The sequence below is a fragment of the Streptomyces sp. HNM0574 genome (assembly GCF_012726235.1).
GTDB lineage: Bacteria > Actinomycetota > Actinomycetes > Streptomycetales > Streptomycetaceae > Streptomyces.
In genome coordinates this window covers 276,518-302,782 of the sequence record NZ_JAASAH010000001.1, presented here as the reverse complement: position 1 = coordinate 302,782, position 26,265 = coordinate 276,518, and the positions used below count along the sequence as shown (strand labels likewise).

Below are 26,265 nucleotides of genomic sequence, written 5' to 3'. Positions count from 1 at the left end.
CGATCGTCGAATCCGGTGGTCCTCATGGTCGTCTCGCCGATGTCCGGCCTCACCGCCTCCGCGGCGGACGCCCGCTCGCCGTTCGCCGCTGCCTACGCGCGGCTGAACGAGGTCTTCCCGTACCTGCGCGTCCACGAGGCCGGCCCGGACGAGGCGCTGCCCGACGGGGAGGGCTGGGTCACCGCCGCCGCGCTCGCGGAGGGCGGCGAGGCCCTGGACGCGTTCCTCTCCTGGGACGAGGCGCAGATCAGCCGCGACTACGGCAAGCAGGGCCGCCCCGACGTCATCGCCAGCTTCGGACTGCACCGGTACGCCTGGCCCGCCTGTCTGCTGGTGACCATCCCCTGGTTCCTGTCCCGGCGGGTGCCGCGGGTGGGCGTGGACGCCGTCGCGTTCCAGCGCACGCTCGGCCAGATCACCGTCCGCACCGGCGAGTTCGCCTGCCTGCCGGACGACCCCGAGGCCGGGCACCCGAACGCCCGGGTCGTCCCGGACGAGGAGGCGCTCCGCGCCGAGGTGCGCGCCGCCGTCGCCGACCACCTGGAACCGGTGCTGGAAGGTTTCCGCCCCCGCATCCGGCGCGGAACCCGCGCCCTGTGGGGCATGGCGACGGACGAGATCACCGAGGGACTCTGGTACCTGGGGCACCTGTTCGGTCAGGAGGAGCGCGCGATGCGCGAGGCGGGCGAACTCCTGCCAGGCGGCACGGCCCCGTACGCGCGCGGCGCCGGCTTCCGTCAACTCCCGGGCCCCCGGGGCGAGTCGCTCACCACCCGGGACCGCGCCAGCTGCTGCTTCTTCTACACCATCCGGCCCGAGGACACCTGTGTGACCTGTCCGAGGACCTGCGACGCGGAACGCGTCGAGCGAATGGCGGCCACTAGCTAGGCAGTTCGAGCCGGATCACCCTGTCCGTGGGTACCGGACCGCCTCCCCGTTCTCTTTGGCGTTCTCTTGCGCCGAAACCCCCTTGCGGCGCTTCCGCTCTGCGTCAGGATGCCCGTCGACAGCGAAGCCAGACAACGCGAGCACGGCGCGCCGGCGGGGACTTCGGCCTCCCCGCGCCGCGCAGCAAGGGGCACTCCGATGAGACTGACGGACATATCGCTGAGCTGGGTGGTGGCGAGCGCCGTGCTGCTCGTCGGCGCTCTGGCAGCGGTCGTCTTGATGACGCAGGCGCGCAAGTCCGCCCAGCACGGCGAGGACGGCTCGCAGCCGGACTCCTGGGAGCGGATGGAACAGCGGAAACGCCGGAAGGAGACGGTCTACGCGACCGCTTCCTATCTCCTGCTGTTCTGCTGTGCGGCGGTCGCCGCGGCTCTCTCCTTCCACGGCCTGGTCGGCTTCGGCCGCCAGAACCTCCAACTGTCCGGCGGCTGGGAGTACCTGGTCCCGTTCGGGCTGGACGGCGCGGCGATGTTCTCCGCGATGATCGCCGTGCGGGAGGCCAGTCACGGGGACGCGTCGCTGGGGTCCCGGCTGCTCGTGTGGACCTTCGCGGGGGCCGCCGCCTGGTTCAACTGGGTGCACGCTCCGCGCGGCCTGGACCACGCGGGCGCCCCGCAGTTCTTCGCGGGCATGTCGATCTCCGCGGCCATCCTGTTCGACCGTGCGCTGAAGCAGACCCGCCGGGCGGCACTCCGCGAACAGGGCCTGGTTCCCCGGCCGTTGCCGCAGATCCGCGTGGTCCGGTGGATCCGGGCGCCCCGCGAGACGTTCCGCGCCTGGTCGCTGATGCTGCTCGAGGGCGTGCGGTCGCTCGACGAGGCGGTGGACGAGGTACGGGACGAGCGGCGCCGGGAGGAGCAGGAACGTCTCCGTCGGAAGGAGCAGGGCAAGCTCGACCGGGCACGGGTCCGGGCGCTCAACAGGCAGCACCGCAGCTGGACTTGGGGACGCGGCACGCGTCAGGTCGAAATGGCCGGCGCGGGCGCCCAGGGCGGCACCGCCCTGGGTTCCGAGGCGGCGGCGCCGGCGGGGCAGCTCCCGTTGCGGTCACGGCCCGCGCTGCGGGCCGCCGACGACGAGGCCGCCCCCGCCGAGGCCGCGGACCGGCGCCCCGTCGACACCCGGAAGGCGGCGCCCGGCGCCGTACCGGACCCCGGCCCGGCCGGGACGGGCGAGGGTGCCGACGGCAGGGGCGGGCACGACTCCGTGAGCAGCAACTCGGCCAACCCGAGGCTGGACTCGCTGGAGGAGAAACTCGCCGAGATCGAGAGGCAGTTCGGATGAGCTGACCCGCCCACCCGGACGCACCACCCGCTGCCGGGCGCCCCGTCTCCGCACGGGACGCCCGGCAGCGCTCCGTCCGGGCTCGTCAGCGCTCCCAGACGGCCGCCACCGTCCGGTCGCCGGGCCACTGTTCCGGCCGCGCCCCGACCTGCGTGAGGAACGGGGCGAGCCCGGGCGGACTGGCCGCCTCGCTCCACTCCTCGGCCCGCTCCCGCGCGAAGCCGCCGTACCCGGCGCCGGTGACGCCCGGTGCCGGACCGCTCTCCATTCCGTCGCGCAGCGGGGCCGCGAAGCCGGGCGAGCAGAGCACCAGGACGTCCCCCGGCAGTGCCTCGACGGCGCGGAACCGGAACGGTGCGTCACCGGCCCGAGCGGGGTCGATGTCGTCCCAGGTGCCGTCGCAGAGACGGAAGAGGCCGCCCTCGCCGACGCCGAAACAGATCCGGGTGCGGCAGCGCGGGTCGGCGGGCACCAGCAGGCAGCGCAGCCCGGCCGAGTACCGCTCCGGCGCGACGCCGAAGGCCTCCGCCTGCGCGCGCAGCCTGCCGTACACCCGGTCGGTGAGCCGCTGGAGCCCGGACAGCAGGGCGCCGCGCCGCTCCCCGCGGATGTCCTCGGCGAGCCGGGCGTGACTGCGTCCGACCGCGGCGCCGAGCGTCCGGCACACCTCCCGGGCGGCCCGGTGCCCGAACGGGGTCCCCGCGTCCCCCGTGGCCACGGTGAAGAGCAGCAGCCCGGTGTCGGGCCGGTCGCCGAACCGGGCGGTGAGCAGGGCGTCGCCGCGCGGCCGGCCGGCCGTCCGGTGCTCCTCGCCGCGTACCGAGGCGGCGCGCAGGGTGACGGCGCCGTAGGTCGCGCCGTCCAGCACGGTGTCGGGCACCAGGTCAGCGAGGCGCTCCGGGTCGGCCTCGGGCAGCTGTGCGCGCTCGGTGGCGGGCGGCGGTTCGGGCACCGACTGCGGGACGGCGGCCCCGCGGGTGACGGATGTGGCTGACCGGAAACGGTCGTCCAGGGTGTCCGCGCGTCGGGTACGGCCGGTGTCCGTGCCGGCCCCGTCGTACAGCTGGCCCCACCAGCCGTCCTCGTCCGTGACCTGCGGTGTCTGCTCTTCCCCCGGTGAACTCATGACGTCATTGTCCCGCCCGTCCCACCGGCGGAAACGGTGGGACGGTCCGCGCAGACGTTCACACACAGTGACTACGGCGACGGGCGGCACGGAACGGTTTCGGTCAGGCTTGGGCCATGGGGATATCGGGGGCCATGGGCCCGTGGCAGCTGCTCCTGGTGGGGGCCGTGATGCTGCTGGGGCTGTTCGGGGCGGTGCTGCCCGGCGTTCCCGGCCCCCTCGTCGTGTGGGCGGCCGTCTTCTGGTGGGCGATGACAGAACAGGGCGCGACCGCCTGGTGGCTGCTCGTCGGCGCGACGGCGCTGCTGCTGGTGAACCAGGCGGTGCAGATGCTGATTCCCGTCCGGGTGCGGCACAGCACCGACGTCCGCCGCCGGGCGCTGCTGTTCGCCGGGGGCACCGGGATCGCGGGCTTCTTCCTCGTCCCCGTCGTGGGCGTCGTCCCCGGGTTCCTCGGCGGGCTGTACGGGTGGGAGCGGCGGCGGCTGGGCAGCCGCCGGGCGGCGCGGGCCTCCGTCCGGACGGTCATGCGGGCGATCGGCTGGAAGCTGCTCATCGGCCTGACCGCATGCCTGCTCGTCACCGGCGCCTGGGCCGGGCTGCTGATCTGGGGTTGAACCCGCTGCCCGGCACGCCCCCGTCGAGTCAGAGCACGCCCTCCAGGGTGAGCAGCCGGCGCTTGCTGTCGAGCCCGCCCGCGTAGCCGGTGAGGGAACCGTCCGCGCCGATGACGCGGTGGCAGGGGCGCACGATCAGCAGCGGGTTGGCCCCGACCGCCCCGCCGACGGCCCGCACCGCGGCCCGCGAGGCCCCGATCCCGGCCGCGAGTTCACCGTAGGTGGTCGTGGCGCCGTACGGAATGGAGTCGAGCGCCTGCCACACCCGCTCGCGGAACGGGGTGCCCCGGATGGTGAACTCCAGCCGGAACCGGGTCAGTTCACCCGCGAAGTAGGCGTCCAGCTGGGAGCGTGCCTCCGCGTACGCACTGTCGTCGCGCGTGGCCTCGGGGAGCGGCGGCTGCCCTTCGCGCTGTCCCGGGACGGTGAGCGAGGCCAGCGCGGTGCCGTCCCCGGTGAGGACGAGCGCGCCCAGCGGGCTGTCGTGGACGGCCCAGACGAGCGGCTCGGGGCGCGAGATGGTGGTGCGGTTCGCTGCTGCCGGGGTGGTCATCGTGTGCTCCGTCTCGTGGGGCGCCGTCGTGCGCCCCGTGCTGTGGGCCGGTTTCGTGCCGGTGGGTGGTCATGTGGTGCGGTCGGCGGGAAGGGTGGTCCGGTGCCAGAGGTGGTGCAGCGCGTACGAGCGCCACGGGCGCCAGGCGGCGGACCGGTCCGCCGCGATGCCGGCTCGGGCGAGCCCGTGCCGTACGCCCGCGTCGCCGGGGAGGAAGACGTCCGGGTCGCCCAGGGCCCGCATCCGGATGTAGCCGGCCGTCCAGGGGCCGACGCCGGGGAGGGCGAGGAGGTGCCGTTCGGCCTCGTCCCGGTCGGCGCCCGGGCCGAGGGCGAGAGTGCCGTCCGCGAGCGCGGCCGAGACCGTGCGCAGGGTGCGGCGGCGGGTCTCCGGCATGCCGAGCTCGGTCAGCGCGGCCTCCGCGAGCGCCCCCGGGCCGGGGAACAGGTGGGTGAGGCCACCGTCCGACGCGGACAGCGGCTTGCCGTACGCGGCGACGAGCCGCCCGGCGAGCGTGCGGGCCGCGCCGACGCTGACCTGCTGGCCGAGGACGGCGCGGACGGCGAGTTCGTGCGGGTCGGTCGTCCCGGGCGACCGCAGTCCTGGACGGTCCGCCACGAGCGGCCCGAGCGCCGGGTCGCCGCCGAGGCTGGTGGCGACGGCGTACGGGTCGGCGTCCAGGTCGAACAGGCGCCGGAGCCGCTGGACGGCGGTCGTCAGGTCGCGCAGGTCGGTCAGGTGCAGCCGGGCCTCCAGCCAGGTGCCCGCCGTGCGGGAGCCGTCGTGCGGGGCGTCCGCGCGGACGGCGGGCGGTTCGTGCACGTCCACCACGCCTGTGCCGTACGGCAGTTGGAGCGTGCGGCGGTAGAGGCGGGCACCGGGGGCGCCGGTGACCTCCTCCACGCCGGGCACGGCACGCCGCTCCAGGAAGCCGAAGACCTGGCCGGCCGCGTACGGGCCGCGGCAGGCGAGGCGCAGCGGGACGCCGGCCGCGCCGTCCCCGGTGGCCGGAAGGGTGCGGCCGCTGTGCGCTGCGGAGGTGCGCAGGGCGCTCGGGGTGCGGGCGTAGATCTCGCGGACGGTGTCGTTGAACTGCCGCACGGACGCGAAGCCGGAGGCGAACGCGATCTCCGTGACGGGCAGTGCGGTCGTCTGCAGCAGAATCCGCGCGGTGTGCGCACGCTGCGCCCGTGCGAGGGCGACGGGCCCGGCGCCGAGTTCCGCGGTGAGCTGCCGCTGCACCTGGCGGCTGCTGTAGCCGAGCCGTTCGGCGAGCCCGGCGACGCCGTCCCGGTCGACGACGCCGTCCGCGATCATCCGCATCGCCCGGCCCACGAGGTCGGCCCGTACGTTCCACTCGGCCGAGCCGGGGACGGCGTCCGGGCGGCAGCGGCGGCAGGCGCGGAAACCGGCGCCCTGGGCGGCGGCGGCCGACGGGTAGAAGCGCACGTTCTCCCGTTTGGGGGTCACCGCCGGGCAGCTGGGGCGGCAGAAGATGCCGGTGGTGCGCACTCCGAGGAAGAACACCCCGTCGAAGCGCGCGTCCCTGCCGCGCACCGCCTCGTACCTGCTCTCGTCCGTCATCACGCTCCCCAGTGTGCGCCCGCCAACCCCGCCGTACTCGCGGGAATCGGACATGACGGTGCGGGGGGGGCGAGCGCGGCGTGCGCGCCGGGAGGAGGCTCAGTCCAGGCGGAAGTGCGCGAGCGAGACCCGGGCGCGGTCCAGGCGCCGCTTCACGGCGCTGCGGGTGGCCGGGGCGAGGGACAGTCCGGCCGACTCCGCGACGGCCTCGGCGACCTCGGGGACGGCCACCCGGTCCGTCCAGACGTGCTCCCCGAACTCGGGGGCGCGCAGCGCGTCCAGGCAGCGGTCGACCTGCTGTTCCGCCCATGTCTCACCCCGCCCCCAGGGGAGCGCCCAGCCGTCCAGCCTGCCGCGCAGCCGCCCGCGCACGGTGGACGGGTGCGCGAGCAAGGTGAAGTGCCGCACGTCGTGCCCGTCGGCGCGGAGCCGGCCGACGGTCTCGTCGAAGCAGCGTCCGTCGACGACGGTCATCGGGACGAGCACGGGGCCGCGTTCCTCCCGTGCGGTGAGGAGCGCGGAGAGTGCCTCGTACACGCCCTGCCGCCAGGCCGGGAAGTCCTGGAAGTCGCCGCGGTGCTCGCGCGGCAGCATGCGGTGCAGCCCGGAGCCGAGGTGCTCCGGGTCGGACGGGACGGTAGCAACCGACCCTCCGCGCGGCCGCCGTGCCGGGCCCCGAGGGGCGTCCGGCACGGCGGCGGGTCCGCTATCGGCGGTACTGCCCGCGTTTGCGTTCTGCCAGGTGGCGGCCGAGGGCCTGCTGGCGTTTGGCCTGCTGTTTGCGTTCGGCGCGGAGCCGCGCGTCGGAGCGGGCGGCGATGCGGGCGTTCTCGCGGAGCAGCTTGCGGTAGCTCTCCAGCCTGCGGTGCGGCAGGGTGCCGTCCTCGACGGCGGCCGTCACGGCACAGTCCGGTTCGGCGGTGTGCCCGCAGTCGTGGAAGCGGCACCGCTCCGCCAGTTCCTCGATCTCGGCGAACGTCCGGCCGAGGCCGTCCTCCGCGTCCCACAGTCCGACGCCGCGCAGGCCCGGGGTGTCGATGAGGACGCCGCCGGTGGGCAGGGGCAGCAGGTCACGGGTGGTCGTGGTGTGCCGCCCCTTGCCGTCGCGGTCCCGGACGGCGGCCACGTACTGGCTGCCGGTGCCGGTGAGCGCGTTGGCCAGGGTGGACTTCCCGGCGCCCGACTGCCCGAGCAGCACCGAGGTGCCGCCCGCGACGACCGAGGCCAGCTCCGGGACGCCGGCCCCGGTGCCGGCACTGACGGCGGCCACCGGCGCACCGGGGGCCGACGCCTCCGCGTCCGCGGTGAGCTGCGCGAGCGTCACCGGGTCCGGCACGAGGTCCGCCTTGGTCAGCACGACGACGGGCTGCGCGCCGCTCGACCAGGCGAGGGAGAGGAACCGTTCGACGCGGCCGAGGTCGAACTCGCCGCCCAGGGCGACGGCGATCAGCGCGAAGTCGACGTTGGCGGCGAGGACTTGAGCCTCGGAACGCTTGGACGAGGTGGAGCGCACGAAGGCGGTCCGCCGCTCCAGCAGGCAGCGGACGATGCCGTCGAGGCCCTCGTGCGTCCGTCCGCCTGTGAGATCGACGGCGGCCCAGTCGCCGGTGCACGGGACCCGCAGGGGGCCGCCGGTGGCCACCTGGGCCGTCCCCGCGAGGACGGTGCGGACGCCGTCGCCGTCCGGAACGACGGCGTCGACCCGCCCGCGGTCGACGCGGACGATCCGGCCCGGCAGGCAGCCCTGCTCGGCGAGCGGCCGGAAGCGCTCGGCGTACGTCTCGTCCCAGCCGTACGGGAGGAGCGGGTGCGGGGACAGTGGTGCGTTGCTGTGGGAAGGCAAGGGAGAGCCCTTCGTCAGGGGGTGGCTCTCCGGCGCGTGCGGACAGCGCTCAGCCGGAGACCACGGAAGCGGGATGGATGAACTCCTGGGTGCGAGCAGCGCTCAGCGCGACGGCAGTCATCGGTCCTCACCTCCGTTCACTCGGCCACTGACGGGACGGCCCAGACCGTACGACGGCTCCGCACCTCCGCGCCACCGGTTTTCCGCGCACCGGCCCCGTACGACACCTGACGCTCCGTCAGTTCTGCGTGGTACGTTCACCCGGCCCTCGTGCGGCAGCACCGCGCACCCGCCGAGCTGAGGAGTCGTGATGGGAGACCGCACACGGACCGCACCAGCACGAGACGGCGCCCCGCTCCGGGACGCGCCGACGCTGTGGGAACTCGTCGCCCGGCGCGCGGAGTCGACGCCCGGCGCCCTCGCGCTCGTCCAGGCCGACGACGGCGCGGACGGCCCCGAACGGAGCCTCACCTTCCGAGCCCTGCGCGACCGCGCCGAGCGCGTCGCCGCCGGACTGCACGAGGCCGGCGTCCGGCCCGGGAGCCGGGTGGCCTGGCAGCTGCCCACCCGGCTCGAAACCGTGCTGCTGTCCGTGGCGCTCGCGCGCCTGGGGGCCGTGCAGTCCCCGGTCATCCCCTTCTACCGGGACCGCGAGGTCGCCTTCGCACTGCGCGAGGCGGAGGCCGAGTTCTTCGCGGTGCCCGGCCGGTGGCGCGGATTCGACCACACCGCCATGGCCACCCGCCTGGCCGCCGAACTCCCCGTCCCGCCCGTCGTGTTCGAGGCGTACGACCGGCTGCCCGAGGCCGACCCCGCCCAACTGCCGCCACCACCCGCCGACGGCACACGGCCCCGCTGGATCTACTGGACCTCCGGCACGACCTCGGCGGCCAAGGGCGTGCTGCACACCGACCGGAGCCTGATCGCGGGCGGCGCCTGCCTCGCCGACGCCCTCCGGCCCGGCGCGGACGACGTGGGCTCCATGGCCTTCCCCTTCGCGCACATCGCGGGGCCCGACTATCTCGTCATGCTGCTCCTGCGCGGCTTCCCCGCCGTCCTCTTCGAGCGCTTCGCCCTGCCCGGTTCGCTGGACGGCTACCGGTGCCACGGCGTGACCATCGCGGGCGGCTCGACCGCCTTCTACCAGATGTTCCTCACCGCACAGCGCGAGACGCCAGGGGAACCGCTGCTCCCCGCGCTGCGCGTGCTCGCGGGCGGCGGGGCGCCCAAGCCGCCCGAGCTGTACCACGCCGTCGTCCGCGAACTCGGCTGCGCGCTCACCCACGGCTACGGCATGACCGAGGTGCCGATGATCACCATGAACTCCCCCGACGACACCGAGCGGAACCTCGCCACCACGGAGGGACGCCCGCCCGCCGGAATGGAGATCCGGATAGCCGGCGAGGACGGCACACCCCAACCCCCGGGAACCGACGGCCAGATACTGCTCCGCGGCGAGGCCGTCTGCCAGGGCTACCTCGACCCCGCGCAGACCGCCGAGGCGTTCGACCCGGACGGCTTCCTCCGCACCGGCGACCTCGGACACCTCACCGACGAAGGACACCTCGTCCTCACCGGGCGGCTGAAGGACGTCATCATCCGCAAGGGGGAGAACATCTCGGCCAAGGAGATAGAGGACCTCCTGCACCGGCACCCCGGCGTCGGGGACGTGGCCGTCGTGGGGCTCCCCGACCCGGCGCGCGGCGAACGCGTCTGCGCCGTCGTCGAACAGCCGCCGGACACCGCGCCGTTGACGCTGGACGAGGTCACGGCGCACCTGCGCGGACTGGGGCTGTCCCCGCACAAGCTGCCCGAACAACTGGAGCTCCTCGACGCCCTCCCGCGCAACGAGACCCTGCGCAAGGTGCTCAAGTACCGGCTGCGGGAGATGTTCACGGCCCCGTGAACCCGCCCACCCGCCGGGTCAGCACCCGCGCCGTCTCGGTGACGTGCCGCGCGATCTCCGCGCGTTCGACCTCGCCCACCGCCTCGCCGGGGAAGGTGACGCACACTCCGGCCACCGGATGCCCGTGGTGGTCGAGCACCGCCGCCGCCACGGACGACAGTCCCGGGGTGACCTCACCCTCCTCCGTCGCGTAGCCGCGCTGCCTGACCTCCGTCAGGAGCGTGCGCAGCGCGGTGAGCGAGGACGGGCCGACGTCGTGGCGCAGCACGAAGGCCGACCGGTCCGGGAACAGCGCCCGCACCTGCGCGGGCGGCAGCAGCGCCAGCACCGCGCGGCCGCTCGCCGTCAGCTGCGCCGGAAGCCGCACCCCCACCTCGCTGACCAGCGGCGCCCGGCCCGGAGCCCGCTCCTCGATGACGTAGATGACCTCCCGTCCGTGCGGCACGGCCAGATTGGCGTTGTAGCCCGTACGGTCCACCAGCGTGGCCAGCGGGACGCGGGACAGGCGCTGGAGCGGCGCCTGCCGGGCATAGCCGGAGGCGAGCTCGAAGGCGCTCACCCCGAGCGCCCAGCGCCTGGCCTCGGGCAGGTGCACCACGAATCCCTCACGGGCGAGCGTGTCCAGCAGGTGGTACGTCGTCGAGCGGGGCAGACCGACGTCGCGGCTGATCGAGGCGGCGGGCACGGGCTCGGCCTGGGCCGCGAGGTGCCGGAGGACCGCGAGGACCTGTGCTGCTGCGGGAACGGTCGCCATGCCCCGATCGTAATCCCGCGTTCGTCTGGGATCCCAGACACGTACTGAGCGAAGGTACTCGCGGTATCCCCTGGTCAGGAGGCTTCATGGACACATGACTGTTGATGTTGGTGTCGGCCCCGTATCCGCCGACGACGTTGTTTCCGTAGCCCGCCACGACGCCCGGGTCGCGCTCACTCCCGAGGCCCTCAAGGAGATCGCCCGCAGCCGCGAGGTGATCCGCGGCCTGGCGGACGACACCGTGCCCCACTACGGCGTCTCCACCGGTTTCGGGGCGCTCGCCACCCGGCACATTCCCACCGCACTCCGCGCACAGCTCCAGCGCAGCCTCGTCCGCTCGCACGCCGCCGGCTCCGGCGACGAGGTGGAGCGCGAGGTCGTCCGCGCGCTGATGCTGCTCCGCCTCTCCACCCTGGCCACCGGCCGCACCGGCGTCCGCAGCGAGACGGCCGAGGTCTACGCCGCGCTGCTGAACGCCGGCATCACCCCCGTGGTGCACGAGTACGGCTCCCTGGGCTGCTCCGGCGACCTGGCCCCGCTCGCGCACTGTGCGCTGGCCGCCATGGGCGAGGGCACGGTCCGGGACGCGCAGGGCGAGAAGATGCCCGCGTCCGAGGCGCTGGCCGCCGCGGGCATCACCCCCGTCGTGCTGGAGGAGAAGGAGGGCCTGGCCCTCATCAACGGCACCGACGGCATGCTCGGCATGCTCGTCCTCGCCGCGCACGACCTGCGCGGGCTGCTGCGCGCCGCCGATATCGCGGCTGCCATGAGCGTCGAGGGCCAGCTCGGCACGGACCGCGTCTTCGCCGCCGACCTCCAGGCGCTCCGCCCGCACCCCGGCCAGGCCGACAGCGCCGCCAACCTGCGCACCCTGCTCACCGATTCGGACATCGTGGCCAGCCACCGCGGCCCCGAGTGCACCCGGGTCCAGGACGCCTACTCGCTGCGCTGCTCGCCGCAGGTCCACGGCGCCGTACGCGACACCCTCGCGCACGCCGAGACGGTCGCCGGGCGCGAGCTCGCCGCCGCCGTCGACAACCCCGTCGTCACGCTCGACGGCCGGGTGGAGAGCAACGGCAACTTCCACGGTGCGCCCGTCGCCTGCGTGCTGGACTTCCTCGCCATCTCGGTCGCGGACATCGCCTCCGCCTCCGAGCGGCGCACGGACCGGTTCCTCGACCCGGCCCGCAACCACGGCCTCAACGCCTTCCTCGCGGACGACCCGGGCGTCGACTCCGGGCACATGATCGCCCAGTACACGCAGGCCGCGATCGTCTCGGAGCTGAAGCGGCTGGCGGCCCCCGCCTCCGTGGACTCCATCCCGTCCAGCGCCATGCAGGAGGACCACGTCTCCATGGGCTGGTCCGCGGCCCGCAAGCTGCGCCGCGCGATGGACGGGCTCTCCCGCGTCATCGCGGTGGAGCTGTACACCGCGGCCCGGGCGCTGGACCTGCGGGCTCCGCTGACGCCCGCGCCGGCCACGGCGGCCGTGCGCGACGGGCTGCGGGAGACCGTCGAGGGCCCCGGCACGGACCGCTTCCTCGCGCCGGAGATCGAGTCGGCCGTGCAGTACGTCGTCTCCGGCCGCGCCGTCGCCGCCGCCGAGTCGGTCACCGGCCCGCTGGCCTGACGCCACGACGCAACACGCAAAGGACCGGCTGCCCCGGGGCGGCCGGTCCTTTGCGTGCCCGGTGGGCGGCCGGCCCGTAAGTGGCTGAGCCAATCGGCCGGTTGACCACTCAGCCGGTGCGGCCCGCCTCCCGGCTCAGTGGCTGAGCCACTCGGCCACCGGACCGCTCGGACCGCTGGCCCCGCTCATGACTCAGCGGCCAAGTGGCCGAGCCACTTGGCCGCTGAGGCGGGCCGTCCCTCACCGCGCGCTGCCGCGCGGCGGTTCAACCGCTCAACCGCCGGTCGCCATCCGGTGGACGAGGCGGGCGCCGGCGCGGGCGGTCCTGTTGTCGACGTCCAGATCCGGGTTGAGCTCCGCGATGTCGCACAGCTTCAGCTTCCCGCTGGCCGCGATCCGGGCACAGACGTACTCGACGACGTCCATCTGGACCCCGTGCGCCGCGGGCGCGCTGACCCCGGGTGCGGTCCCGGCGGGCAACACGTCCAGGTCCACGCTGAGATGGACGACGTCACAGCTGTCGAGGAACTCGTCCACGAACGCCGTGACACCGGCCAGGTGCAGCGGGCCGCATTCGATGTCGGGCAGGTACCGCACGCCGAGCTTGTCCGCGGTATGGAACAGCCGCTGCGTGTTGCTCGGCTGACTGACGCCCAGCACGCGGTAGTTGAGCTCGCGCCCGTAGCGCTCCTCGCTCTGCGCCATCTGCAGGAAGGGGGTGCCGGAGCTGGGCCGGATGTCGTCCCGCAGGTCGAAGTGGGCGTCCAGGTTGAGGACTCCGAGCCGTGCGCCGTCCCGCAGCAGCCCGGAGCGCACCATCCCGGAGTAGCTGCCGTACGCCACCTCGTGGCCGCCGCCGAGCACCGTCACGGGCCGGCCGCTGTCCAACTGCTGTGCCACCAGGGCCCCGAGCCGGTGCTGGCCCGACTCCAGGTCGCCGTCACCGACGACCACGTCCCCCGCGTCCACGGCCGTCAGCGGCGCGGGGAGGGCGAGGGGCGCGAGGGCGCGACGGAGCGCCTGCGGCCCGTTCGCCGCGCCCTGCCGGCCCTTGTTGCGGCGGACGCCCTCGTCACTGCGGAAGCCGACGAAGGCCACGTCGGCGGGCGCCGTCGGGTCGCCGTCCACGGTGACGACGTGGTGCCAGCGCAGGTTGTCCGCGCCGGGACCGTCGTCCCGGCCCGTCCACGGTTCGCTCAGCACGTCGGCGGACGTGCTCTCCGCCTGCGCGGAACTCACTGTGCGCCGCCCTCGGACATGGGGACGCGCACACCGCGCTCGTCCGCGACGTCGGCGGCGTGCTCGTACCCGGCGTCCACGTGCCGGATGACGCCCATGGCCGGGTCGTTGGTCAGCACCCGCTCCAGCTTGCGCGCCGCGAGCTCCGTGCCGTCGGCCACGCAGACCTGGCCCGCGTGGATGGAACGGCCCATGCCGACGCCGCCGCCGTGGTGGATGGAGACCCAGGAGGCGCCGGAGGCGGTGTTGACCAGCGCGTTCAGCAGCGGCCAGTCGGCGATCGCGTCGGAGCCGTCGAGCATGGCCTCCGTCTCGCGGTACGGGGAGGCCACGGAACCGGAGTCCAGGTGGTCCCGGCCGATCGCCACGGGGGCGGACAGCTCGCCGGAGGCCACCATCTCGTTGAACTTCAGGCCCGCACGGTGGCGTTCGCCGTAACCGAGCCAGCAGATCCGGGCGGGCAGGCCCTCGAACGCCACCCGCTCACCGGCCATGTCGAGCCAGCGGTGCAGGTGCTTGTTCTCGGGGAACAGCTCCTTGATCGCCTTGTCGGTGGCCTCGATGTCCTTCGGGTCGCCGGAGAGCGCGGCCCAGCGGAACGGGCCGAGGCCCTCCTCGAAGAGCGGGCGGATGTGCGCGGGGACGAAGCCGGGGAAGTCGAACGCCCGGTCGTAGCCGGCCTTGCGGGCCTCGTCACGGATGGAGTTGCCGTAGTCGAAGACCTCGGCGCCCTTGTCCAGGAAGCCGACCATGGCCTCGACGTGCCGGCGCATCGCCTGGCGCGAGCGCTCGGTGAAGCCGGCCGGGTCCGCCTCGCGCTCCTTGTGCCAGTCCTCGACCGAGACACCGACCGGCAGGTACGCCAGCGGATCGTGGGCCGAGGTCTGGTCGGTCACGATGTCGATCGGCGCGTCCCGCTCCAGCAGCTCGGGGAAGATCTCCGCCGCGTTGCCCACGACGCCGATCGACAGACCGCGGCGCTCGTCGCGGGCCTGGACGGCCAGTTCGAGCGCGTGGTCGAGGCTGTCGGCCTTGACGTCCAGGTAGCGGGTGCCGATCCGGCGCTCGATGCGGCTCGGGTCGACGTCGACGCAGAGGGCCACACCGTCGTTCATGGTCACGGCGAGCGGCTGGGCGCCGCCCATGCCGCCGAGTCCGGCGGTGAGCGTGATGGTTCCGGCCAGTGTGCCGTCGAACTTCTTGCGGGCGACCGCGCCGAAGGTCTCGTAGGTGCCCTGGAGGATGCCCTGGCTGCCGATGTAGATCCACGAACCGGCCGTCATCTGGCCGTACATGGTCAGGCCCTGCGCCTCCAGCGAGCGGAACTGCTCCCAGTTCGCCCAGTCGCCGACCAGGTTGGAGTTGGCGAGCAGGACGCGGGGCGCCCACTCGTTCGTCCGCATCACGCCGACCGGCTTGCCGGACTGCACGAGCAGCGTCTCGTCGTCGCCGAGCGTCTTCAGGGTGCGCACGATGGCCTCGTAGGCGGCCTGGTTGCGCGCGGCCTTGCCGGTGCCTCCGTAGACGACCAGTTCCTCGGGGTGCTCGGCGACCTCGGGGTCGAGGTTGTTCATGAGCATCCGGAGGGCACCCTCCTGCTGCCAGCCGGAGCAGTTCAGTGCCGTGCCGCGGGGCGCGCGGACGCCGGGGGTCTGCGGGGGAACGCTGGTCATGTGCACTCCTGGTGAGACGCGTCGTGCTGGGTACCCGGCCATGACACGGGACCGGCGGGCCCGTAGCCAGTGGCCGGTGCGGGGTTTCTCGGATCCGAGAAACCCCCTCGCGGAACCGGCCCACCGGACCGGACGGAAACCGTGCGCCGCCGGCCGCGCGGGACGGCGCCGACGTCCTGATCCGGACGGTGACCACCGGCACGAACAGTGCGGATCCGGGCGGCTCCTCTAGACTTCCCCGGGCGACCCCGCTACCGGGCGGGAGCGCAACCCCGGGGGGCGGGGCGGTCCGGTGGCCACGCGCCCGTACGCAGGCCGTCGGAGAGGGACGAGAGGATGAGCACCGTGGTCGTGGAGGCGGCAGGTCTCGCCGAGCTCTACGCGCGCCACGCGTCGGGGTCCACTCCGGCCTACCAGCGGGTGAAGGACCTGGTCTCCGAGGAGATCGCGAACGGACGCTGGCAGCAGGACGAAGCGCTGCCCTCGGAGAGCCAGTTCGTCGCGGCACTGGGCCTCTCCCGGATGACGGTGAACCGCGCGCTGCGTGAGCTGGCCGCCGAGGGCGTCATCCGCAGGGTCATGGGCGTGGGCAGCTTCGTCGCCCCCGACAAGGGCAGTTCCGCGCTGGTCGCCGTGCACAACATCGCGGACGAGATCGTCCGCCGCGGCCACCGCTACGGCGCGAGGGTGCTCGCGCTCCGGGAGGAGCACGCGGAGCCCCAGCTCGGCGCGCAGCTCGGCCTGGGCGAGGACGGCAGGGTGTTCCACTCCCGAGTGGTGCACTACGAGGACGACCTGGCCATCCAGCTGGAGGACCGGTACGTCAACCCGGACTTCGCCCCCGGCTACCTGGAGCAGGACTTCACGCTCCGGACACCGTTCACCTTCCTGTCGAAGGTGGCGCCGCTCGGCAGGGGCGAGCACATCGTGGAGGCCGTCCTGGCCTCGCCGGAGGAGAGCGGAATCCTCGGCGTCCCGAGCGCCGAGCCCTGCCTGCTGATCCAGCGCCGCACCTGGTCCCGCGACCAACTGGTCAGCATCGCCCGCCTGTTGCACCCGGGCTCCCGCTACCGCCTCGAGGGCGCCTTCGACACCCACTGACGTCCGCGACGGGCCGGCCCGTCGGCGGTCAGCGGGAGGGTGCCCGTCCGGAGACGGCGGCGGTGAGCCGGTCGGCTCCGCGCTGGAGGACCTCCCGCACGTGGTCGGCGTCGTGCCGGCAGTGGTGCCGCTGCCAGGTGCTGCTGATCGCCGCGACCGGCCGCTCGTTGTGGTCGAAGGCCGCCACTCCCATCGAGCGGAAGCCCTCCGTCACCAGCTCGACCTCCTCCGACCAGCCCTGCTCGCGCTCCCGCGCCAGGGCCGCCAGCAGCTCGGACTGGCTGCGCGGCCCCCGGCCGGTACGCACGGTGAGGTCGGCGGGGCGGGGGAAGAGCGCCCGGAGCTGGGCCTCGGAGGCGTGCGCGAGGATCGCGCGCCCGTTGGCGGTGAGCTGCGCGGGGAGCCGTACGCCGATGTCGGTGACCAGGGCGATGTCGACGTCCCCGGCCCGGCCGGCGGAGGGCCGCTCCTTGAGCAGGTAGACGGTCTCTGCCCCGACGAGGATGCCGAGGTGTACCGTCTGCCCGAGCCGTGCGGCGAGCCGGCGCAGGATCGGCCGGGCGAGCCGCTCCAGCGGCTCGTGCCGCAGGTAGGCGGAGCCGACCTCGAAGGAGGTCAGGCCGAGGCCGTACGCCTGTTCCGCGGGGAGGTACGTGACGAATCCTCTCCCGGTCAGCACGGAGAGTATGTGGTACGCGGACGAGCGGGGGATCTCCAGGTCCCGGGCGAGCGCCGAAGCCTGGACCGGGCCAGGGCGTCCGGCGAGGTAGAGGAGAATGTCCAGAGCTCGTCCAACCGCCGGGGAAGCGCTGGATGACGGGCCGTGTTCAGTCATCGGATCACCTCTTGACACTGCTGTATATACAGGAATATACAGGTCGCCTTCCATGAGTCGCGGCGGTAGTGACGGCGGCGAACCCCCCAAGGACAATCGGCTCGTCACACGCCCGGGACATACCGCCCGAGGAGGCAATCGTTGACAACGGACACAACGAGTTTGAGCAGGGGTCTGCGATCCCGGCACATCCGCTTTATCGCGCTGGGTTCCGCGATCGGCACCGGCCTCTTCTACGGTTCCTCCGAATCCATCCAGGCCGCCGGACCGGGCGTCCTGCTGGCCTACCTGCTGGGCGGAGCGGCCGTCTTCCTCGTGCTGCGGTCTCTGGGCGAACTCGCTGTGAGCTCACCCTCCGCCGGGTCGTTCGGTGAGTATGCGAGCAAATACCTCGGACCTCTCGCCGGATTCACCACAGGCTGGACATTCGCGTTCGAGATGATCATCGTCTGTCTCGCGGACGTCACCGCGCTCGGCGTCTACATGGGGTTCTGGTTCCCCGACGTCCCGCGCTGGATATGGTTGCTGGCCGCCGTCGTCATCATCGGTGTATTCAACCTGTTCAGTGTCAAGGTCTTCGGCGAGCTGGAATTCTGGCTCTCACTGGCCAAAATCGTCGCCATCGTGGCGATGATCCTGGCGGGCGTGGCCATCCTCGTCTTCGGTATCGGCAGCGAGGGAAACAGCGCCGGCATCTCGAACCTGTGGGAGCACGGGGGCTTCTTCCCGCACGGGGCGCACGGGTTCATCATGTCCTTCGCGGTGGTGATGTTCGCCTTCGGCGGCACCGAGATCATCGGCGTCACCGCAGGTGAGGCGCAGAACCCGGAGAAGACGATCCCCAGCGCGATCAACTCCATCCCGCTGCGCATCGTGCTGTTCTACGTGCTGACCCTGGCCGTCATCATGTCGCTCGACCCCTGGCGGAACATCGACTCCTCCGGCAGCCCGTTCGTCGAGATCTTCGCCTCCGTCGGCCTGAAGTCCGCCGCCGCGGTGCTCAATGTCGTCGTCATCGTGGCCGCGCTCTCCGCGATCAACAGCGACATCTTCGCGGCCGGCCGGATGATGTACGGGATGGCCCAGCGCGGCGAGGCCCCGAAGATCATGCGGCGCCTTTCCGGGAACGGCGTCCCGTGGATGACCGTGGTCATCATGATGACCGCCCTGCTCCTCGGCGTCGTCCTCAACTACCTCATGCCCGAGCGGGTCTTCCTGATCATCTCCTCCATCGCGACATTCGCGACGGTATGGGTGTGGCTGATGATTCTGCTGACGCACTTCAAGGCCCGCCGCAACCTCTCGTCCGAGGAAGCCGCCGCGCTCAAATACCCGGCACCGTTCTGGCCGTACGGGCAGATCATCACGATCGCCTTCATGGTGGGCGTCTTCGTCGTCCTCGGCATCTACGAGAGCACCCGCGTCGCGCTCGTCGTCGGCGCCGTCTGGCTCGCCCTGCTGTCCGCCGTGTACTTCCTGTGGCTGCGTCCACGGCTCACCGGCTCGGGCCCCGGTTCCGGCGCCCTGTCCGGCCTGGCGAAGGACCCCGACGCGGGGAGCGGTTCGGCGGAGGCGAAGGCGGCCTCCCCGTCCGGCTCCTGAGCCGGACCTTCCACCGCCCGTGCCCCGTGCGGGAGCCCCATCGGCTCCGGCGCGGGGCACGGTCGTTCCCGGGGCCCGCGTGAGCGCGCCCGCGCGGGCCCCGGCGTCGGGTCAGTCCCCGTCGCGGCCGGAGGCGAGGAGGGCCGCGATGCGGTCGTGCAGCGTGCCGGGGACGCGCGTGCCCCAGCGTCCGGCCGCCTCCGCGATCAGTTCGCGGCTCCATTCCCAGCTGCGCACCGCCGCGGTGCGGACCGCGCGCGGCTCCGCCGGGCCCGTCGTCGCCGCGTGGCGGCGGCGGTCGCGCTCCGGGAGGTCGGCCTCCAGTGCCCGGCTGGGCGTGAGCCAGTGCTCCGTCGAGGAACGCAGCAGGCGGCAGAGCTGGAGCTGCTGCGGGGCGACCATGGTCTGGAGCAGCGCGTGCGCCCGTGCCGTCTCGCCGCGGCCGAGGACGTGGGCGAGCATCAGCGTCCAGTTGGCCAGTTCGTCGGCGAGCCGCTGCGCGGTGGCGCGCGGTTCGGGCGCGAGCGGGCGGGCCAGGCGGGAGGCCGCCTCGGTCAGCCGGCCGTCGCGGTCCAGCAGTACCGCCGCCTCCGGCTCGGGCAGGTGGACCATGCCCTGCCAGGAGTCCATCCTCGGGATGCCCTCGCTCGCGGGCTCGAAGTGGAACTCTCCGCGCATCAGGTCGTCGAAGACGACGGCGAGGATGCCGAACATGTTGGTGTACGCGAGCTCCAGCGGCGCCAGTTGCGCGAGGAAGGCGCGGCCGTCGAAGCCGTCCGCCGCCTCGTCGCGGACGAAGACGTACGCCTCGATGTCCGAGTAGGCGTCCGCCTCGCCGAGCGTCCAGGAGCCGTAGAGCAGTACGCCCTCCAGCCGGGGTTCGGCGCGGGCGATGTCACGGAGCCGCTCGACGCGGCGGGCGAGGGCGGGGGCGGCGTCCGCCTGCGGGCGGCCGGAGCGGGGGTGCGGGTAGGGCATGACAGGTCTCCTGAGAGGTTTCGGCAGGGGTGGCGGGCACGACGGCCCGGCCGCACGGCGCGGAAGCGGCGCGGTGACGGCTCGGGGCGGTGGCGGCCCGTGCTCGTTGATCGGCGGTGCGACAGCCTGGCCGGGCCGCGCGCAGAGGCGGCCGGACGCTGTCGCGGCCCTGCTCAGGAGAAAACGCTCATCATGCGGGTCAGTGTAGGGGCCGGGGACGGGCCGGGGCACACCGGTTTTCCGGACCCCAACACCGGCTCCCGGCCCCGCTGTTACGCGTCCCCGTCACGCTCGGGCCGCGCGTCCCCGGTGCGTTCCGGGGCGCGGCCCACCGCGCCCGACGGGCGGTTGCGGGTGCGGAGGCGGGCCCGTACGTCGGCGGGCGGAAGGAACCGCGTCCAGCGCTCGGGGAACTCGGCCGGGGCGTCGCCGGAGTCGCCCGGGGAGGCGGCGCCCTCGCTCTCGGCCTCGCGCATGGCCCTGCGGGCCGCCGCGGCGACGACCTCGGCCGCCGCGTCCTCGCGGGCCCGCTCGGAGATCCGGCGGGCGGCGGCCGTCGCGACCGAGGGCCACACCCGGTCGATCGCCGCGTTCACCGCGGCGCCCACCAGCACGGCGAACGCGGAGACGCCGATCCACAGCAGCACGGCGACGGGCGCGGCCAGCGAACCGTAGAACGTCGGCCCCTCCACGGCGCTGGTGATGTAGAGCCGCAGCAGCGCACTGCCCAGCACCCACATCACCAGTGCGACCAGTGCCCCGGGGATGTCCTCCCGCCAGGGCGAACGCACGGGGACGGAGACGTGGTAGAGCGTCGTCAGGAACGCCACGGACAGCAGCAGGACGGCGGGCCAGTAGAAGACCGTCACCACCCACTGCGCCTGCGGCACGAGACGGAGCACCGCGTCCGGGCCCGCCACCATCAGCGGGAGCGCCACGGCCCCGACGAGCAGCGCGACCAGGTAGAGCAGGAAGGCCAGCAGCCGGGTCTTGACGATGCCCCGGTGGCCGTCCAGCCCGTACATCACGGTGATGGTGTCGATGAAGACGTTCACCGCGCGCGAGCCCGACCACAGGGACAGGGCGAAGCCGATCGAGATGACGTCCGGTCTGCCGCCGCTGATCACGTCGTCGATGAGCGGGCGGGCCAGCTGGTCGACGCCCTTCTCGGAGAGGACGGTGGCGGAGGCGTCGAGGAAGTTGGTCCGGATCGAGTCGATGGTGTCCGTGCTCAGCCACGCGTCCAGGTAGCCGAGCATGCCGATGAGTCCCAGCAGCAGGGGCGGGATGGAGATCAGGGTGAAGAACGCCGCCTCGGCCGCGAGGCCCAGGACCCGGTACTCCATACAGGAGTTGACGATGTCCTTGAGCAGCAACCACGCCACTTTCCGCTTCGACACGTTGCGGTAGACGACCCGTGCCCTGCGGAACGCCCCGCCAGGGCCTCCTGGGGTTTCCTCTGCTGCTCGCACGTCCTTAACGTATCCGGCATGTCAGCCTCGACTCACACCGTGACCAACCAGGCTCCGCCCCTGGCCGACTACGACGTCTTCGCCGCTGACGCCGCACTGTCCGAGGGAGTGGCCCGGCACGTGGCCCCCGAGCGGGCCGAGGAGGTCCGCGCGGAGCTGAGCGCGCTCGGGCGGGTGGCGGGTTCGGCCGAGGCGCAGGAATGGGGCGCGCGGGCGAACGAGGTGCCGCCGGTGCTGCGCACCCACGACCGGTACGGGCACCGGGTCGACGAGGTCGGCTTCCACCCCGCGTGGCACCGCCTGATGGAGCACGGGGTGCGCTCCGGGCTGACCGACCCGTGGACCCGCCCGGACGGACAGCTGCGCCGCACCGCCGCGTTCCACGTCTGGTCGCAGGTGGAGGCCGGGCACGGCTGCCCGCTGTCCATGTCGCACGCGGCCGTCCCCGCGCTGCGCAGGGAGCCGGAACTGGCCGCCGTCTGGGAGCCGCTGCTGAGCTCGCACAGCTACGAGCCGGGCCTGGACCGTCCGGCCACCGCGAAGGCCGGGGCGCTGGCGGGCATGGGGATGACGGAGAAGCAGGGCGGCAGCGACGTCCGCGCCAACACCACCTCGGCCGTGCCGCTGGCGGGCGAGGGGGAGTACGCGCTGACGGGGCACAAGTGGTTCTGCTCGGCGCCCATGTCGGACGTCTTCCTGGTGCTGGCCCAGGCGCCCGGCGGGCTGACCTGCTTCCTGCTGCCGCGAGTCCTGCCCGACGGCGGCCGGAACACCTTCCGCATCCAGCGGCTCAAGGACAAGCTCGGCAACCGCTCGAACGCCTCCGCCGAGGTCGAGTTCGACGGTTCCACCTGGGCGCAGCGCGTGGGCGAGGAGGGCCGCGGCGTCGCCACCATCATCGAGATGGTGGCCGCCACCCGGCTCGACTGCGTCACGGGGTCGGCCGCGCTGATGCGTCAGTCCGTCGCCCAGGCCACGCACCACGCGGCGCACCGCAGCGCGTTCGGGAAGCAGCTCGTCGACCAGCCGCTGATGCGGAACGTCCTGGCCGACCTGGCCGTGGAGTCCGAGGCCGCCACGGTGCTGGACCTGCGGCTGGCGGCCGCGCACGACGCGGCGCAGGCGGGCGGCGAGCACGAGCGGCAGCTGCTGCGGCTGGCGCTGCCGGCGGCCAAGTACTGGGTGACGAAGCGCTGTACGCCGCTCGTCGCGGAGGCGCTGGAGTGTCTCGGCGGCAACGGCTACGTCGAGGAGTCGGGCATGCCGCGGCTGTTGCGCGAGTCGCCGCTCAACTCCCTCTGGGAGGGCTCGGGGAACGTCCAGTCGCTCGACGTCCTGCGCGCGCTGCAACGCTCCCCCGAGGCGCTGAACGCGTTCCTCACCGAGATCGGGCGGGCGCGCGGCGCCGACCACAGGCTGGACGGCGCGATCCGGGACCTGCTGGCGGAACTCGCCGATCTGGAGGGCATCGAGACCCGCGCGCGGCGGCTCGTCGAACGTTTCGCGCTGGTCCTCCAGGGGGCGCTGCTCGTGCAGCACGCGCCGTCCGCGGTGGCCGACGCGTTCTGCGCCTCCCGTCTGGGCGGCGACTGGGGCGCCGCCTTCGGCACCCTCCCGCACGGTCTCGACCTGGAGAGCGTCACGGAGCGCGCCCGGCCGGCTGTGTGAACCCGGGGCGTCACCGGGTCCGGTAGCGGAGGAGGACGATTCCGGAGGTGAAGGGGCGGGCCTCCGCGAGGTGCAGCTTCCTGGTCTCCCCGACGTCGGTGAACAGGCGGCGTCCGCGCCCCAGATGGACCGGGTGGACGAAGAGCCGGTACTCGTCGACGAGCCCCGCCTCGATCAGTCCGTGCACCAGCCGGATGCTGCCCGTGGTGACGATGTCCTTCCCGGCGGCCGACTTGAGCCCCCGGATCTCGTCCTCCAGCGGGCCGCGCAGGACGGTGGTGTGCTGCCATTCCGGGTCCTGGAGCGTGCGCGAGACGACGTACTTGGAGACGTTGTCCAAGTACTCGCTGATGCCCGTCGTGTCGTCGGTACGGCGCGGCCAGTAGCCCCGCATGGCCTCGAAGGTGGCGCGGCCGGTGAGGAAGGCGTCGGCGGTCTGCCGCTGGCGGCGCAGTTCGGCCTCCACGTCCGACTGGTCGGCCCCGTCCGCCGTGCCCTCGCCGGCCGGGCCGAACCAGCCGCCCTCCGCGTCGATGACGCCGTCGAGCGTGATGTTCTCCGTGACGATCAGATCTCTCATGGTGGCCCCTTGACGGTCGGCTCCTGCGGCGTCCCGCGGACGGTGCCGCGCGGACCCACTATGCGGACCGGGGCGAGGGGCGCGATTCATCGGCGCGTGCGCCCGCGTGTCCCCTCGGGCGCGCGCACGGGGCCGGGACGCTCAGAGGTCGTCCGCCCACGGCGGGTTGGCGCCGCGGACCGTGCAGACCGCCGCGGCGACGCGGGTGCCGAAATGGAGGGCGGTTTCGAGCTGTTCGGTGTCCAGGTGCTCCAGCCGGCCGCCCAGGAGCCCGGCGCCGTGCAGGGCGTGCAGGAACCCGGCGGTGAAGGAGTCCCCCGCGCCGACGGAGTCGACGACGTCGACGGCGGGTGCCGCGACGCGCAGCCGCTTGCCGTCCAGGGACGCGAAGACGCCGCCGGCGCCGAGCGTGACGAGGACGAGCCGGGCGCCGTCCGCGTGGAAGAGGTCGGCGGCGCGCTCCGGGCCGGCACCGGGGTGCAGCAGCGCGAGGTCGTCGTCGGACAGCCGCAGGATGTCGGCGGCGGCGCACCAGTGCGGCATCCGCGCCCTGACCTCGGCCGGGTCGACGAGCAGCGGACGGACGTTGGGGTCGACCGAGACGGTGGCCCTCTCCCGCACCTCGGCCAGCAGTTCCTCGACGGCGGGCCCGCCGGGCGCCTTGGCGAGCGCGAGGGAGCCGGTGTGCAGGCAGGACACGGGCGGCGCGGCGGCGGTCGCCAGTTCGCTCGCCGTCCACTGCCAGTCCGCGGTGCCCTCGGCGTGGAACGCGTAGGCGGCGCGGCCGGTTTCGTCGAGCTCGGCGACCGCGAGGGTGCCCGCCTCGGGGGCGGCGACGGTGCCGCCCAGGTCGACGCCGGACCGGGTGAGGTGGTCGCGGAAGAGCCGGCCGAAGACGTCGTCGGACAGCCGGCCCAGGAAGCGGGTGGGCGTCCCCAGCCGGGCGAGCGCGACGGCCGTGTTGGCGGGGCTGCCGCCCGGCAGCACCTCCAGGCCCAGCGAGGGCCTGCCGGGGTCCGTGCCGGAACCGGTGACGAAGGCGTCGGCGACGCACTCGCCAAGCACGGCGACCGGCGCGGGGGCCGGGCGTCCGGAGGGCGAAGCGGCGGACGGGGCGGGGCGGTTGGCGGTCATCGGCGGCCTTTCCGGGGTGCGGCCGCGCGCGGGGGCGCGGGGACGTGGGCGCGTGCTCTCCCTCCGTCCAACGGGCGGCGGGCCGCGGTGAGTTGGCCCGGCTCCGGAGGGAACGGTCGCGGGAGTCCACCACCGGTCGGGACGGGATGTCAACGCTGACACCCCTACCCTCACGCCCCGGAACCGCCCTCCCGCTCGCCTCCCCACTCCAGGGCGAGGACCCCGGCGACGACGAGCAGCAGCCCGGCGATCTGCAGCGGCGACAGCGGTTCGCCCAGCAGCGCGGCGCCGATGAGGGCGACGGTGGCGACGCCCAGCGCGGCCCACACCCCGTACGCCTTCCCGAGGCCCATCCCCCGCTTCAGCGCGAGGGAGAGGAAGTAGTACGCGCCCACCACGCCCGTGATCGCGACGGCCGTGGGCACCGGTTCGGTGAACCCGTCCGAGGCCCGGGTCGCCGTGGCGCCCACCACCTCCGAGGCCACCGCGGCGCACAGGAACCACCAGGCCATGTCTCCACCCGCCCCTCTTCCCGGCGGGGCACCGGATTCTCCGGGCCACTGGACCGCGCGGGACCACGACACTAGATTTTTGTGAACGACAGTTCAAGTACTCTGTCCGGCGCGACCCGGCCCCACGCCGGCCCGCCAAGTACCGCACCGCACAGCCCTGTTGGCCCGCTCACCGGAGGCGCCCCCCATGCCGCTCGCCTACGCCCTGCTCGCCTGCGCCGTCGCCGCCGAGGTCCTCGGCACCCTCGCCACCCGCTTCTCGCACGGCTTCACCCGCGCCCTGCCCACGGCGGTCACCGTCGTCGGCGTCGTCGGGGCCTACTACCTGCTCTCCCTCGCGCTGCGCGAGGGCCTGTCCATCGGGGTCGCCTACGCGATCTGGGCGGCGGCCGGAGTCTCCGCCGTCGCCCTGATCGGCGCGGTGTTCCTCGGCGACCGCATGACCAGGACCCAGTACGCCGGCGTGGGCCTCGCCGTGCTCGGAGTGGTGGCACTCCAGCTCGGCCACCCCTGAGTTCCGGCCGCCCGCCCGCGCCCGTGGGGGCCGAAGACTCTGCTGGTACGGTGCCCAGCACCGGAGCACGGAGTCGGCGGTCAACGGATGGGGACACGCAGTGAACCAGCCCGCCAAGGCCATGACCGACGGCCGCAGGGCACGCGGCGAACGCAAGCGAGAGCTGATCATCACCGCGACCCTGCGCATCGTCGAACGCGAGGGCGTCGCCGGAGTCACCCACCGCTCGGTGGCGCGTGAAGCGGAAGTGCCCGCCAGTTCCGTCTGTTACTACTACGCCACCCTGGACGACCTGCTCGTCGCGGCACTGACCGAGGCACTGGACGCCTACATCGTCGAACTCCGCGGACTGCTCGGCTCCGGCCGGGACGGCATCGAGGCGCTGGCCCAGCTGATCGCCGCGGCGGGCGGCCCCGAACGCCACCGCGCGCTGGCCGAACGCGAACTGACGCTGCTCGCCTCCCGCCGCCCGGCCCTGCGCCCCATCGCCACGCGCTGGAAGGACACCGTCGCGGACGTGGCGCGCGGCTACACCGACGACCCGCTCGCCGTCGAGAGCCTGGTCGCCACCTCGGACGGACTGTGCGCGAAAGCGCTGCTCGGTGCGGAGAACCTCACCGAGCGCGAGATCGGCGACGTACTGCGCCACTCGCTGCGCCGCGGGAAGTGAGCGGGGACGGTGGGCGGTTCGCGGTCGCGGAGGCCGACGCTG

At 73.6% G+C, this 26,265-nt stretch carries 24 protein-coding genes; 10 read left to right on the top strand and 14 right to left on the bottom strand.

Features of this window, described 5'->3' with window-relative positions:
* Positions 1-24 precede the first annotated feature (24 nt).
* A complete protein-coding gene (locus tag HCC30_RS01230; RefSeq protein ID WP_169440053.1) occupies positions 25-888 on the top strand; it encodes a (2Fe-2S)-binding protein in 864 nt (287 codons plus the stop codon).
* A 198-nt stretch (positions 889-1,086) separates the two neighbouring features.
* Complete coding sequence (locus tag HCC30_RS01225) at positions 1,087-2,232, top strand: DUF2637 domain-containing protein (protein WP_169440052.1); 1,146 nt, start codon at positions 1,087-1,089, stop codon at positions 2,230-2,232.
* A gap of 85 nt (positions 2,233-2,317) precedes the next feature.
* Here HCC30_RS01225 and HCC30_RS01220 read toward each other — a convergent pair whose 3' ends face one another.
* Positions 2,318-3,358 carry a protein phosphatase 2C domain-containing protein gene (locus HCC30_RS01220; protein WP_169440051.1) on the bottom strand — a complete coding sequence of 347 codons (1,041 nt, stop codon included), beginning with the start codon at positions 3,356-3,358 and terminating at the stop codon, positions 2,318-2,320.
* A 134-nt stretch (positions 3,359-3,492) separates the two neighbouring features.
* Here HCC30_RS01220 and HCC30_RS01215 point away from each other — a divergent pair, with 134 nt between their 5' ends.
* Entirely contained in the window at positions 3,493-3,975 is a 483-nt protein-coding gene (locus HCC30_RS01215; RefSeq protein WP_169440489.1) for a DUF456 domain-containing protein, read from the top strand.
* 28 nt (positions 3,976-4,003) lie between these two features.
* Here HCC30_RS01215 and HCC30_RS01210 read toward each other — a convergent pair whose 3' ends face one another.
* The 4 genes from HCC30_RS01210 to rsgA form a co-directional block, all read right to left on the bottom strand.
* On the bottom strand, positions 4,004-4,528 hold the full coding sequence (locus HCC30_RS01210; RefSeq protein WP_169440050.1) for a methylated-DNA--[protein]-cysteine S-methyltransferase: 525 nt from the start codon (positions 4,526-4,528) through the stop codon (positions 4,004-4,006).
* 69 nt (positions 4,529-4,597) lie between these two features.
* The gene (locus HCC30_RS01205; protein WP_169440488.1) at positions 4,598-6,112 is read right to left on the bottom strand and encodes a DNA-3-methyladenine glycosylase 2 family protein; all 1,515 of its coding nucleotides are present in this window, start codon (positions 6,110-6,112) and stop codon (positions 4,598-4,600) included.
* A gap of 99 nt (positions 6,113-6,211) precedes the next feature.
* The gene (locus tag HCC30_RS01200; protein ID WP_169440049.1) at positions 6,212-6,706 is read right to left on the bottom strand and encodes an ATP-binding protein; all 495 of its coding nucleotides are present in this window, start codon (positions 6,704-6,706) and stop codon (positions 6,212-6,214) included.
* A gap of 112 nt (positions 6,707-6,818) precedes the next feature.
* Positions 6,819-7,955: a ribosome small subunit-dependent GTPase A gene (rsgA, locus tag HCC30_RS01195; RefSeq protein WP_206323217.1), complete on the bottom strand. Its 1,137-nt coding sequence runs from the start codon at positions 7,953-7,955 to the stop codon at positions 6,819-6,821.
* A gap of 310 nt (positions 7,956-8,265) precedes the next feature.
* Here rsgA and HCC30_RS01190 point away from each other — a divergent pair, with 310 nt between their 5' ends.
* Positions 8,266-9,861, top strand: coding sequence for an AMP-binding protein (locus tag HCC30_RS01190; protein ID WP_169440048.1), 1,596 nt, complete (start codon positions 8,266-8,268; stop codon positions 9,859-9,861).
* Here HCC30_RS01190 and HCC30_RS01185 read toward each other — a convergent pair.
* Complete coding sequence (locus HCC30_RS01185; protein ID WP_169440047.1) at positions 9,848-10,615, bottom strand: IclR family transcriptional regulator; 768 nt, start codon at positions 10,613-10,615, stop codon at positions 9,848-9,850. The two genes, HCC30_RS01190 and HCC30_RS01185, sit on opposite strands and share 14 nt — an antisense overlap.
* A 94-nt stretch (positions 10,616-10,709) precedes the next feature.
* Between HCC30_RS01185 and hutH the strand changes: the two genes are divergently transcribed.
* Complete coding sequence (gene hutH, locus HCC30_RS01180; protein WP_169440046.1) at positions 10,710-12,245, top strand: histidine ammonia-lyase; 1,536 nt, start codon at positions 10,710-10,712, stop codon at positions 12,243-12,245.
* Positions 12,246-12,518: 273 nt separating this feature from the next.
* Here the strand turns inward: hutH and hutG are convergent, their stop codons facing one another.
* Complete coding sequence (gene hutG / locus HCC30_RS01175) at positions 12,519-13,484, bottom strand: formimidoylglutamase (protein WP_346776446.1); 966 nt, start codon at positions 13,482-13,484, stop codon at positions 12,519-12,521.
* Positions 13,481-15,157, bottom strand: a complete 1,677-nt coding sequence (gene hutU / locus HCC30_RS01170) for a urocanate hydratase (protein ID WP_169440045.1) — start codon at positions 15,155-15,157, stop codon at positions 13,481-13,483. Before hutU ends, hutG begins: the two co-directional genes overlap by 4 nt.
* Before the next feature lie 336 nt (positions 15,158-15,493).
* Here hutU and hutC point away from each other — a divergent pair, with 336 nt between their 5' ends.
* Positions 15,494-16,258, top strand: coding sequence for a histidine utilization repressor (gene hutC / locus HCC30_RS01165; protein WP_169440044.1), 765 nt, complete (start codon positions 15,494-15,496; stop codon positions 16,256-16,258).
* A gap of 28 nt (positions 16,259-16,286) precedes the next feature.
* Here the strand turns inward: hutC and HCC30_RS01160 are convergent, their stop codons facing one another.
* Entirely contained in the window at positions 16,287-17,093 is an 807-nt protein-coding gene (locus HCC30_RS01160) for an IclR family transcriptional regulator (protein ID WP_169440043.1), read from the bottom strand.
* A gap of 162 nt (positions 17,094-17,255) precedes the next feature.
* Here HCC30_RS01160 and HCC30_RS01155 point away from each other — a divergent pair, with 162 nt between their 5' ends.
* Positions 17,256-18,695 carry an amino acid permease gene (locus HCC30_RS01155; protein ID WP_240979243.1) on the top strand — a complete coding sequence of 480 codons (1,440 nt, stop codon included), beginning with the start codon at positions 17,256-17,258 and terminating at the stop codon, positions 18,693-18,695.
* 111 nt (positions 18,696-18,806) lie between these two features.
* Here HCC30_RS01155 and HCC30_RS01150 read toward each other — a convergent pair whose 3' ends face one another.
* Together HCC30_RS01150 and HCC30_RS01145 are read right to left on the bottom strand one after the other, a co-directional pair.
* Positions 18,807-19,673 carry a nucleotidyltransferase domain-containing protein gene (locus HCC30_RS01150; RefSeq protein WP_169440041.1) on the bottom strand — a complete coding sequence of 289 codons (867 nt, stop codon included), beginning with the start codon at positions 19,671-19,673 and terminating at the stop codon, positions 18,807-18,809.
* Positions 19,674-19,945: 272 nt separating this feature from the next.
* The gene (locus HCC30_RS01145; RefSeq protein WP_169440040.1) at positions 19,946-21,145 is read right to left on the bottom strand and encodes a YihY/virulence factor BrkB family protein; all 1,200 of its coding nucleotides are present in this window, start codon (positions 21,143-21,145) and stop codon (positions 19,946-19,948) included.
* An 18-nt stretch (positions 21,146-21,163) separates the two neighbouring features.
* Here HCC30_RS01145 and HCC30_RS01140 point away from each other — a divergent pair, with 18 nt between their 5' ends.
* The gene (locus HCC30_RS01140) at positions 21,164-22,813 is read left to right on the top strand and encodes an acyl-CoA dehydrogenase family protein (protein WP_169440039.1); all 1,650 of its coding nucleotides are present in this window, start codon (positions 21,164-21,166) and stop codon (positions 22,811-22,813) included.
* Between the two features lie 10 nt (positions 22,814-22,823).
* Here HCC30_RS01140 and HCC30_RS01135 read toward each other — a convergent pair whose 3' ends face one another.
* The 3 genes from HCC30_RS01135 to HCC30_RS01125 form a co-directional block, all read right to left on the bottom strand.
* Positions 22,824-23,393: a dihydrofolate reductase family protein gene (locus tag HCC30_RS01135; RefSeq protein WP_169440038.1), complete on the bottom strand. Its 570-nt coding sequence runs from the start codon at positions 23,391-23,393 to the stop codon at positions 22,824-22,826.
* A gap of 141 nt (positions 23,394-23,534) precedes the next feature.
* Positions 23,535-24,527, bottom strand: coding sequence for a carbohydrate kinase (locus HCC30_RS01130; protein WP_169440037.1), 993 nt, complete (start codon positions 24,525-24,527; stop codon positions 23,535-23,537).
* 170 nt (positions 24,528-24,697) lie between these two features.
* Entirely contained in the window at positions 24,698-25,039 is a 342-nt protein-coding gene (locus tag HCC30_RS01125; protein ID WP_169440036.1) for a multidrug efflux SMR transporter, read from the bottom strand.
* A gap of 187 nt (positions 25,040-25,226) precedes the next feature.
* Between HCC30_RS01125 and HCC30_RS01120 the strand changes: the two genes are divergently transcribed.
* Together HCC30_RS01120 and HCC30_RS01115 are read left to right on the top strand one after the other, a co-directional pair.
* Entirely contained in the window at positions 25,227-25,553 is a 327-nt protein-coding gene (locus HCC30_RS01120; protein WP_169440035.1) for an SMR family transporter, read from the top strand.
* Between the two features lie 100 nt (positions 25,554-25,653).
* Complete coding sequence (locus tag HCC30_RS01115) at positions 25,654-26,223, top strand: TetR/AcrR family transcriptional regulator (protein ID WP_206323216.1); 570 nt, start codon at positions 25,654-25,656, stop codon at positions 26,221-26,223.
* The last annotated feature ends 42 nt before the right edge of the window (positions 26,224-26,265 follow it).

Bases quoted from the DNA above. Each gene is read 5' to 3' on its own strand.
- HCC30_RS01230 (WP_169440053.1), top strand. From the start codon at position 25: ATGGTCGTCTCGCCGATGTCCGGCCTCACCGCCTCCGCGGCGGACGCC.
- HCC30_RS01190 (WP_169440048.1), top strand. From the start codon at position 8,266: ATGGGAGACCGCACACGGACCGCACCAGCACGAGACGGCGCCCCGCTC.
- HCC30_RS01210 (WP_169440050.1), bottom strand. From the start codon at position 4,528: ATGACCACCCCGGCAGCAGCGAACCGCACCACCATCTCGCGCCCCGAG.
- HCC30_RS01220 (WP_169440051.1), bottom strand. From the start codon at position 3,358: ATGAGTTCACCGGGGGAAGAGCAGACACCGCAGGTCACGGACGAGGAC.
- hutU (WP_169440045.1), bottom strand. From the start codon at position 15,157: ATGACCAGCGTTCCCCCGCAGACCCCCGGCGTCCGCGCGCCCCGCGGC.
- HCC30_RS01135 (WP_169440038.1), bottom strand. From the start codon at position 23,393: ATGAGAGATCTGATCGTCACGGAGAACATCACGCTCGACGGCGTCATC.
- HCC30_RS01150 (WP_169440041.1), bottom strand. From the start codon at position 19,673: ATGCCCTACCCGCACCCCCGCTCCGGCCGCCCGCAGGCGGACGCCGCC.
- hutH (WP_169440046.1), top strand. From the start codon at position 10,710: ATGACTGTTGATGTTGGTGTCGGCCCCGTATCCGCCGACGACGTTGTT.
- HCC30_RS01160 (WP_169440043.1), bottom strand. From the start codon at position 17,093: ATGACTGAACACGGCCCGTCATCCAGCGCTTCCCCGGCGGTTGGACGA.
- HCC30_RS01200 (WP_169440049.1), bottom strand. From the start codon at position 6,706: ATGCTGCCGCGCGAGCACCGCGGCGACTTCCAGGACTTCCCGGCCTGG.
- HCC30_RS01130 (WP_169440037.1), bottom strand. From the start codon at position 24,527: ATGACCGCCAACCGCCCCGCCCCGTCCGCCGCTTCGCCCTCCGGACGC.
- HCC30_RS01205 (WP_169440488.1), bottom strand. From the start codon at position 6,112: ATGACGGACGAGAGCAGGTACGAGGCGGTGCGCGGCAGGGACGCGCGC.
- HCC30_RS01120 (WP_169440035.1), top strand. From the start codon at position 25,227: ATGCCGCTCGCCTACGCCCTGCTCGCCTGCGCCGTCGCCGCCGAGGTC.
- hutC (WP_169440044.1), top strand. From the start codon at position 15,494: ATGAGCACCGTGGTCGTGGAGGCGGCAGGTCTCGCCGAGCTCTACGCG.
- HCC30_RS01225 (WP_169440052.1), top strand. From the start codon at position 1,087: ATGAGACTGACGGACATATCGCTGAGCTGGGTGGTGGCGAGCGCCGTG.
- HCC30_RS01215 (WP_169440489.1), top strand. From the start codon at position 3,493: ATGGGCCCGTGGCAGCTGCTCCTGGTGGGGGCCGTGATGCTGCTGGGG.
- HCC30_RS01125 (WP_169440036.1), bottom strand. From the start codon at position 25,039: ATGGCCTGGTGGTTCCTGTGCGCCGCGGTGGCCTCGGAGGTGGTGGGC.
- HCC30_RS01140 (WP_169440039.1), top strand. From the start codon at position 21,164: ATGTCAGCCTCGACTCACACCGTGACCAACCAGGCTCCGCCCCTGGCC.
- HCC30_RS01185 (WP_169440047.1), bottom strand. From the start codon at position 10,615: ATGGCGACCGTTCCCGCAGCAGCACAGGTCCTCGCGGTCCTCCGGCAC.